This window comes from Stenotrophomonas sp. STEN035, assembly GCF_056759935.1.
Window position 1 is genome coordinate 1 of record NZ_JBRRDY010000032.1, and the last position, 10446, is coordinate 10446.

At 61.5% G+C, this 10446-nt stretch carries 4 protein-coding genes; all 4 read left to right on the forward strand.

The genetic code is table 11. The annotated features are described in order from the left end of the window. The first annotated feature begins 164 nt into the window (after positions 1-164). Complete coding sequence (locus ACVOLL_RS15980) at positions 165-2474, forward strand: beta-N-acetylhexosaminidase (protein ID WP_481513780.1); 2310 nt, start codon at positions 165-167, stop codon at positions 2472-2474. Positions 2475-2966: 492 nt separating this feature from the next. Further along, the gene (locus ACVOLL_RS15985) at positions 2967-4088 is read left to right on the forward strand and encodes a glucokinase family protein (protein ID WP_481513781.1); all 1122 of its coding nucleotides are present in this window, start codon (positions 2967-2969) and stop codon (positions 4086-4088) included. A gap of 14 nt (positions 4089-4102) precedes the next feature. Further along, positions 4103-6943, forward strand: a complete 2841-nt coding sequence (locus ACVOLL_RS15990) for a TonB-dependent receptor (RefSeq protein WP_481513782.1) — start codon at positions 4103-4105, stop codon at positions 6941-6943. Positions 6944-7658: 715 nt separating this feature from the next. Continuing rightward, positions 7659-10412 carry a TonB-dependent receptor gene (locus ACVOLL_RS15995; RefSeq protein ID WP_481513783.1) on the forward strand — a complete coding sequence of 918 codons (2754 nt, stop codon included), beginning with the start codon at positions 7659-7661 and terminating at the stop codon, positions 10410-10412. The last annotated feature ends 34 nt before the right edge of the window (positions 10413-10446 follow it).

A 10446-nucleotide genomic window follows, 5' to 3' on the forward strand; every position in this document is an offset into this window, starting at 1 on the left:
GGCCCGGCGCCCCCCCGCCCGCCTCGCCCCCCCGCCCCTGCCGGCCCCGGGCCTCCCCCCCCCCCCCAACCCCCCCCGCCCCCCCGGCGGCGGCCGCCCCCCCACTACACAAGATCGATGCGGCACTACACACTGCCGCCCAAGCACAAACAGGAGCTCCGCCCATGACGAAGTCCTTCCACAAGCGCAGCCGCGCGCCGTGGCTCAGCAGCTGCGTATTGCTGGGCATGTCCGCCCTGCAGGTACAGGCCGCCGACACCACCTCCGCCCCTTCGCTTGTCCCCCTGCCCGCCAGCTATCAGGCTGACGGCGGCAAGGACTTCGTGCTGCAGAGTTCCGCCCGCGTCGGCGGCAACGACGAGGCAGCGCGCCGCGCCGCCGCCCAATTCGTTACCCTGCTCAAGCAGAACGGCGGCCCGACCCTCGCCGTGGCCGACAACGCCAGCAAGGCGCAGATCCGCTTCCGCCTCGATCCTTCGGCGCTCAACACCGCCGAAGGCTATGCACTGAAGGTTTCCAACACCGGCATCGACATCAGCGCAGGTGATGATGTTGGCCTGTTCTACGGCGCGGTCACTGCCGCGCAGCTGCTGACCGGCAACACGCCCGGTCACGTTGCTGCTGCCACCATCAATGACACCCCACGCTTCCCATGGCGCGGCTTCATGCTCGATTCGGCACGCCACTTCCAGAGCATGGACGAGATCAAGAAGCTGCTCGACGCGATGGCGCAGCACAAACTCAACACCTTCCACTGGCACCTCACCGATGACCAAGGCTGGCGCATGGAGATCAAGCGCTATCCGAAGCTGACCGAAATCGGCAGCTGCCGCGTGCCGCTGGGGGATGCCGGCATCAATGCCGCCACCGGTGAACCGCGCCAGTACTGCGGCTACTACACGCAGGAACAGATCCGCGAAATCATCGCTTATGCGGGTGAGCGCCATATCCAGGTGATCCCGGAAATCGACGTGCCCGGCCATGCCACCGCTGCCATCGTCGCCTACCCGGAACTGGGCACCACCGATCAGAAGCTGGTCATCGACAACCAGTGGGGCGTTTTCCAGAATCTGTTCAACACCGAGGAAAGCACCTTCCAGTTCCTGGAGAATGTGCTGGAAGAAGTGATTGAAATGTTCCCGTCCAAGTACGTGCACGTCGGTGGCGACGAAGCGGTCAAGGACCAGTGGATCGCTTCCAAGCGCGTGCAGGAACGCATGCGCGAGCTCGGCGCCAAGGATGAAATGGAAATGCAGAGCCATATCATCAAGCGCCTGGAAAAGTTCCTTGAGCAGCACGACCGCCGCCTGATCGGCTGGGACGAGATCCTTGAAGGCGGCCTGCCGCCGGAAGCGACCGTGATGTCCTGGCGCGGCACCGAAGGCGGGCTCAAGGCCGCCAGCGAAGGCCACGACGTGGTGATGTCGCCGGTCACCCACATGTACATGGACTACCTGCAGACCGAGTCGCCGAACGAGCCGCCGGGCCGCCCGACCACCATCACCCTGCAGAAGGCCTACGAGTTCGAACCGGTACCGGCCGAGCTGGCAGCGGACAAGCGCGCGCACATCCTTGGCCTGCAGGCCAATATGTTCAACGAACACACCCGCAACGACCAGAACCTGGAGCACAACCTGTTCCCGCGTCTGGCCGCCGTCGCCGAAACCGGCTGGAGCCCGCAGGACAAGCGCAACTTCGGCAACTTCCTGCAGCGCCTACCGCAGCAGCTGCAGCGCTACCAGGCGATGAACATCGCCTATGCGAAGACGCCGTTCCAGGTCGACATGCAGGACAAGGGCGAACACCGCACCGGCGCGGTGCAGGTAAGCCTCAACAACCCGCTGGGCTACCCGGTGCATTACACGCTGGATGGCAGCGCGGTCAGCGCCAGCTCGCCGCTGTACGCACAGCCGCTGCAGTTGAAGGTGCCGGTACAGGTGCAGACCGCTGCGTTCTTCGACGGCAAGCCGCTGGCTGCTGCCAGCACTTTCAAGCTGGATGCCGCCTCGTTGCTGGTCCGCGAGGACAGCCAACTCGGCCTGTGCCCGAATGGCGGCAAGCTGCTGCTGCGGTTGGAAGACGATGGCCCGGCCGAGGGCAAGCGCGAGGTGTTCAACGTCAACATCTTCAACCCGTGCTGGTTGTGGAGCGATGTTGATCTGTCGGACGTCAGCCGCATCAAGGTGCGCGCCGGCCGTATTCCGTACAACTTCCAGCTGGCCCACGACGAACCGTCGCGCAAGTTCGCACCGGCACGTACTGCGCACGGCGAAATGGAAATCCTGGCCAACTGCGAAGGCAAGCCGCTTGCCTCGGTGCCGCTGCCGGCCGAGCCGAATGCCGATGGCTTCCTTGAGCTGGACACCAGCATCACCGCGCCGGCAACACGCGGCGACCTGTGCGTACGCTTCACCGGCGACACCCGCCCCAACATGTGGACGCTGGACTGGATCAAGCTCGAACCGGCCAAGTAATCCACACAGCGGCTTGATGCAAGCAGAAGGCCACCGCATGCGGTGGCCTTCTGCCATTTGCCGCCAGACCGTTGGACATTCACGAGTTCGGGGAGCGTTGTGGGAGCGGCGTAAGCCGCGAAGCCACTGATCCGATCGTCGGCAACAACCCTGTACATCGACTCACCGATGCCCACCGCCTTCCGTGGTGCCTGAAAGTTCCCAATTTCGTTGCTGCCTGCTTCACGGCATACGCCGCTCCCACAAGCTCTCTTGGCCTGCCAAAAAATTTCACAGGACTTCAGCCACTTTGAAAAACTCAGTTAAAAAGCTTCTATGGATTTCATGTGAAATGAAAATAATCACTAAAATCATTGATATATAAGCACAACCCACAGCACGTGAAGAGTGAAAATTTTTTGCAGTGCGCCTTGACATCGTTGTCACGAAGCCATGACACTCCGCATGCCGCAACGCCATCACAGGTGTCGCGCCAACTTCCAGGGGACGTGCGTGGTAGCCAGCCTGAATCCAACAACCAAGCTGACCACTCCTGCATCTGCCGCGCCATTGCTGGCCGCCGATGTGGGCGGCACCCATGTCCGCGTAGGCCTGGTTCAGCCGGGCAGCAGCGCCAGCGCACCCATGCAGGTGCTCGGCTATCACCAGTACCGCTGTGCCGACTACCCGGACCTGAGCACGATCCTTGCCGAGTTCCCGGTCGACCGCGCCACCGTGCGCGAGTGCGCCATCGCCAGCGCTGGCTATGCCCTGCCCGATGGCACGGTGATCTCAGCCAACCTGCCGTGGCCGCTGTCGTGCAACCGCATCCGCGATGACCTCGGCTTCGCCGCCGTGCACCTGGTCAATGATTTCGAAGCTGTTGCCCATGCCGCCGCCCACATCAAGGACAGCGATGCACTGCAACTCAGCGGCCCAGCCAGCGGCGACGGTCCTGTATTGATCGTCGGCCCCGGCACCGGCCTGGGCGCGGCGCTGTGGATTCCCAATGGCAGCCGCTCGATGGTACTGGCCACCGAGGCCGGACAGGCCTCCTTGAGCGCCAGCACCCCGCTGGAAGTCGCCGTGCTGCAGCACATGCTGCGCGGGCGCAGCCATGTCGCCATCGAACATGCCCTGTCTGGCCCTGGCCTGCTCAATCTGTACAACGCGTTGTGCGCCGTGCGCGACATCACGCCCGTGCACGCCACGCCCGATGCAATCAGCGCCAACGCCTGCGACGGCAGCGACCCGGTTGCAGAGCAGGCGCTACAGCTGTTCTGCGCGATTCTCGGCTCGACCACCGGCGATATGGCGCTGCTGTATGGCGCCCAAGGTGGCATCTATCTGGCTGGCGGCATCCTGCCGAAGATCAGCCAGTTCCTCATCAACAGCAGCTTCGCCGAACGCTTCCTCAACAAGGGACCAATGCGCGAGGCACTGCAACGCATCCCCGTGAAGTTGGTAGAGCACGGGCAACTGGGCGTCATCGGCGCCGCCAGTTGGTACCTGGGACGCAGGGAAATCAATTCCAGCGCACCGCACTCCGCAGTAGACCCGGCGCATGCAGCAGCCCGCTCATGCCCAGCTTCCAGTGACACAAGTTCCGGCCAGTTCGCCGGCATCCATCAATGATGAGGAGAGACATCATGAGATATCGCAAGTCCGTACTATCCGCCGCCATCGTCACCTGCCTGAGCTTTTCCGCGCACGCGCAGGACGCCGGCAAGCAAGCCACCGAACTGGACACCGTTGTCGTCACCGGCATCCGCGCCAGCTTGAAGCAGGCGCTGGATGCCAAGCGTGATTCCGATGCCATCGTCGACGTGGTCACCGCCGAAGACGTGGGCAAGTTCCCGGCCACCAACGTTGCCGAAGCCATCACCATCATCCCCGGCGTGACCATCGACAAGGCCTTCGGCCAAGGCGAAAAAGTCTCGATCCTGGGCACCGACCCGGCCTTGAACCGCACCCTGCTCAACGGCCAGACCATCGCGTCGGCCGACTGGTTCATCTCGGACCAACCGGGCCGTACCTTCAACTACTCGCTGCTGGCACCGCAGCTGGTCAGCAAGGTCGAAGTCTACAAGTCGCCGGAAGCATGGCTTGAAGAAGGCTCGATCGGCGGCACCGTCAACGTCTCCACCCGCAAGCCGCTGGACCTGAGTGGCACCACCATCTCCGGCGCGGTTGGCTATCTGTACAACGACCGCGTCGAAGCCGGCGATCCGTCGGTGTCGGCGATGTTCGGCTGGAAGAACCAGGCCGACAACTTCGGCGTGATCGTGTCCGCACAGCGCTCGATCGAGAACATCCGTCGCGACGGCATCGAGTCCTACGGCACGGTCAGCGGCAAGGACTACATCAACGGCAAGGGCGGCTCGCCGAACTCGATCACCACCACCACCACCGACTGGTCGACCGATCCAGCTACCGTCATGCCGCCGAGCTGCGTGGGCAGCTGCGCGCAGACCCTGCTGGCGAACCCGAACGCGGTGGCCCCGAACGCGATCAGCGCGCATTACTTCGAACAGGAGCGCAAGCGCGACACCCTGTCCGTCGCCCTGCAGTTCAAACCAACCGACAAGCTGGACATCGAGTTCAACGCACTCAACGTCAAGGCCAAGTACGACAACATGACCCACTCCATGTTTGCCTTCAATGGCAATCCATGGAATTCGCTGGGCAGCCTCACCGACGTCACCGTCGATGGCGGCGTGATGACCAAGGCCTCGTTCCGCAACGCACTGACCGTGTATGACCTGCTGAACCGCCAGGCCACCGTGGACACTGACTCCTACGACCTGAAATTCACCTGGAAGGACGAGCGTTGGTTCGCATCGGCCCACGCCGGCACGTCCAAGGCCACTGGCGGCACCGGCAAGCAGGTGTTCGGCGAGTTCCTCAACAAGGCGAACTACAGCTACGACCTGAGCGGCAAGACCCCGTCCCTGAACTTCCACGGCTACCAGACCGACCCGATCTCCGACGTCGCCAACCACATGAAGCCCGGCCAACCGGGTAGCCCCTTCACCGATCCGTCCGCTTACCGTTTTGACGGCGGCAGCCCTGCGGGCGGCTGGCACACCAATCCGCCGAGCGCCACCAACTGGGGCGCAGGCTGGGGCGGCAACATCGTCACCAAGCCGACCAGGGATGAAGAGAAGTACATCCAGGCCGACGGCGGCATCACCCTGGATTCGCCGGTCTACCAGATCCGTTTCGGCGTGAAGCGTCGCGAACACGAAACCGCGCAGTCGATGGCTGGCGTGTCGCTGGCGTCGATCAAGGGCTATGGCGACCTGACCGCTGATCAGTTCAGCCCCAAGGATGTGCCGGACAGCTACCTCAGCGGCTTCGGCAACGTTGGTGATCTGAGCAACCGCTTCATGATCGACGGCTGGGCACTGGCCGACTACATCAACAGCGGCAAGTGGCTGGCACCGTGGCAGAGCATGCCGACGCCGAGCACCTTCAGCGACCCGTCCTATGCCTCCAACACCTGGTCGGTGAAGGAAGACATCAACGCAGCGTACATCCAGGCTGATTTCAGCTACGACCGTCTGCGCGGTAACGCCGGTGTACGCCTGGTACAGACCGAATCGGAAAGCACTGGCTATACCTGCTCCGCACTCAAGAGCCCGTGCCCGGTCGACGGCTATGTACTGAACACGGTCAAGAAGAAGTACAACAACGTCCTTCCGAACCTCAACGTCGTATACGACCTGACCGACAGCGTGGTGCTGCGCGGCTCCGCTGCAAAGGTCATCGCCCGCCCGAACTACGGCGATATGTCCAGCTACCTGTGGATCGGCGACCAGACTCTGACCGGCGGCGGCGGCAATCCGAACCTGGATCCATACGAGTCCACCAACCTGGACTTCTCGGCCGAGTGGTACTTCGCACCGAACTCCATCCTGGCCGGTACTGCGTTCTACAAGAAGGTAGACAACTACATTCTGGTCACCACGCAGAAGGAAACCCATTACAACCAGTCGCAGAAGAAGGACACCGAGTACGACATCTCGCGTCCGAACAATGCCGGTGGCGCAAAGATCCAGGGCTTCTCCGCAGCCTTCCAGACCAGCTTTGACAATGGCCTGGGCGTACTGGCCAATTACACCTACGCCGATGCCAAGGCTGATGCTGGCAACCGCCTGCCGTTCAACTCCAAGAACCAGGTCAACTTCAGCCCGTTCTACGAGAGCGAGCGCTGGAGTGCACGTGTCACCTACTCGTGGCGTTCGAAGTACTACACGCAGGCCGACCGCGGCAACTTCCTGGTCACCGATGACTACGACTCGCTGGATGCCAACATCAACGTCAAGCTGACCGACAACCTGACCCTCGGTCTGGACGGCATGAATCTGCTCGACAGCGAATACCGCTCCTACGCCGAAGTTCCGGGCGTGGCCAACACCGAGAAGGTCATCCGCGGCCTGTACCGCACCGGCCGCCGCTACATGGCCACGCTGCGCTTCGCCTTCTAAAGCGTAGCCACTCCCGCTTCATTGGTTCTGTTGTCTTTTTCTCCAGCGGGCTTGGGATTTCCAGGCCCGCTTTTTTTTGCCCGCGATACGCAACCCGACATCACTCACTCCACTCAACGCGCTTTGCAAACGCCACCGCGCCAACGCACGCGCACGGCACCGAGCTCCACCCTTGAACGCCCGGATGGCCAGCCGATACGCCGGAGCAGCCCGGGGAGCCAATAAACAGAATTTGTATTACCAATGAATTGAAGATAAACATAATTTTCAATTCAAGACTTAATTCGCACAAAAAAGTTGCAATCGGAATGAATGAATATTCCCTTTCATTCAATTTAGCACTTAAATTAAGCACTATTTGATTGAAACTAAGTTTTCAAAGCATACGTTTTTCGTGAAAATTATTTTTGCAAATTCAAACGCAATGCACGCAAACTCCACCACGAGCTGAACGACGGTAGTCACCCGCCCCACCCACCCATCGAGACATGACGTGGACAAGCAAGGCCGGCAGTACATCCGATCCACTTCCAACAGCGCCCGTCTTCGAGCGCTCTCTGCTTTTGCTGCAACCGGCCTGTTTCTGGACTGACACCGCGTTCGACGTGGCCGGCCGATACGGCAGCCGCGATGTTTCTCCGCAGGCCCGAAGGGATGCGGGATTCACTGGCCAGCAGCATTTGCCGGCCATCCATCAGCAAAGGGAGAGAGACCTTTGAAACACCGCAAGTCACCGTTAACTGCCGCCATCGTCAGCTGTCTGGCAATCAGCTTCTCCACCGCCGCCCAGGAAGCACCGAAGGATGCAACCGAGCTTGATCGCGTGGTCGTCACCGGCATCCGCGCCAGCCTGCAGCAGTCGCTGGAAACCAAGCGCAATGCCGATGCCATTGTCGATGTCATCACCGCCGAGGACGTGGGCAAGTTCCCGGCGACCAACGTCGCCGAAGCCATGACCATCATTCCCGGTGTCACCATCGACCGTGCCTATGGCCAGGGTGAGCGCGTCAGCATCCTCGGCGTTGACCCGGCCTTGAACCGCACCCTGCTCAACGGCCAATCCATCGCCTCTGGCGACTGGAACATGTCCGACTTCCCCTCCCGCACTTTCAACTACTCACTGCTGGCACCGGAGCTGGTCGGCAAGGTGGAAGTGTTCAAATCGCCGGAAGCGCGCATGGACGAAGGCTCCATTGGCGGCACGGTCAACATCGCCACGCGCAAACCGCTGGACATGCCAGAGCAGATCAGCATCACCGGCCGCGTCAGCTATGCGCGCAATGATCGCGTGGAAAAAACCGACCCCAGCGCGTCGGCCGCGTTTGGCTGGAAAAACGCCGCAGACAACTTTGGCTTCATCCTCTCGGCCCAGTCGAGCAACGAGAGCATCCGCCGCGATGGCATCGAGTCCTATGGCACCGTCCTGGCCAAGCACTACCGCGACGGCCTGGACGGCGCCGCAGGCTCCATCGCCACTGGCAACTGCAAGGGCGCATGCGCCGATGCGTTGAATGCCAATCCCAACGCGGTGGGCCCAAGCTCGATGAGCGCACACTTCTTCGAGCAGAAGCGCAAGCGCAATACGTATTCCGCATCGCTGCAGTTCAAGCCGATGGAACAACTCAACATCGAGGCAACCGCTCTGAAGATCGATGCCAACTTCGATCATATGGCGCAGTCGATGTTTGCCTGGCAAGGCAATACCTATGGCAGTCTGGGCTCACTGACCGACATCACCATCAAGGACGGCTTGATCACCGGCGCCACCCACAAGGGCGGCCGCATGGTGTTCGACCTGCAGAACCGACGCGCCAAGGTCGAGTCGGAGACCTACGATGTCAAGGTGGATTGGACAGACGAGCGCTGGTTCGCCTCGGGCCAGCTTGGCCACACCAAGGCGCAAGGCGGTCCCAAGCAGGTCTATGGCAGCTTCCTTGCACCCGCCGACTACAGCTGGTCGATCGCCAACGGCCCCGGCACGCCGGGCACGCTGAACATCAGCGGACGCAACCCGTTCACCGATCCGACGCTGTTCCGGATGGATGGCGGCTACGGTGCGGATCCGAGCAGCCAAGCCACCTGGAACACCGGCTGGGGCGGTAACCTGGTCGACAAGCCAACTCTGGACAAGGAAACCTACGGCCAGGTGGATTTCGGCCTCAAGCTCGACTCTCCGGTTTACCAGCTACGTTTCGGCTACAAACAACGCGCGCATGAAACCGGGCAGATCCAACGTGGCGTTGTACTTGCCTCCGTGCAGGGCTGGGGCGATGCCACCACCGACATGTTCAATCCACGCGACCTGCCCAGCAATTATCTGGACGGCTTCAGCGGCTTTGGCGACATGGGCAATCGCTTCACCATCGATGGCTGGGCACTTGCCGACTATATCGCCAGCAACGACTGGCTGGCTCCCTGGCAGAACCCCCCAGTACCCACCACGCAAGGCAACTCCGAATTCGTCCGTAATACCTGGACCATCGAGGAAGACATCAAGGCTGCATACCTGCAGGCGGATTTCAGCTTCGACCGCCTGCGTGGCAACATCGGCTTGCGCTACGTTCGCACCGCCGTGGACTCAAGCGCCTACGCTTGCAACACCGGTCGCCCCAGCTGTACCACGGCGACAATGACCCAGGCCCAGGCGGAGGCCTCTTATGACTATGTCACCCGCAGCAGCAAGTACAGCAATGTCCTGCCAAACCTGAATCTGGTCTATGACGCCAGCGATGACCTGGTGCTGCGCTTCTCTGCAGCCAAGACCATGGCGCGTCCAAACTATGCAGACGTTTCCAGCTACCTGTTCCTCTCCGACCAGGCACTGACTGGTGGCGGCGGCAATCCGAACCTGAAGCCATACCGTTCCACCAATCTCGACTTCTCGGGCGAATGGTACTTCTCGCCGGATGCAATCCTGGCCGCCTCCATTTTCTACCGCGACGTGAGTGACTACGTGTTGCGCATCGCCAAGGAAGAGACCCACTACAACATCAACCAGCTGCGTGATGCACAGTTCCTTGTCGATCGCCCGCAGAATGCAGGCGATGCAAAAATCAAGGGCTATTCATTGGCTTGGCAGCAGAACCTCGGTGCCGGCTTTGGCATCATCGCCAACTACACCTACTCCGACGGCGAGGCCACCAACGGCCGACCACTGCCGTTCAACTCGAAGAACCAGTACAACCTGAGCCCGTTCTTCGAGAACGACACGTGGAACGCCCGCATCACCTACAACTGGCGCGACAAATACTTCACCCGCGTCAGCGGCGGCCGTGATGTGTGGACGATGGAGTACCGCTCACTGGATGCATCCGTCGCCTACAAGGTCACCGACAACCTGAGCATCGGCCTTGAAGGCATGAATCTTCTGGACGAGAAGTACCACAGCTACTTCGGCACCGAGCAGTTGCTCAACGGCGCCTACAAGAGCGGCCGTCGCTACATGGCGTCGCTGCGCTTCGCCTTCTAAGCCTTAACGCCACTCACCTGGCGGGAGCAGCAAG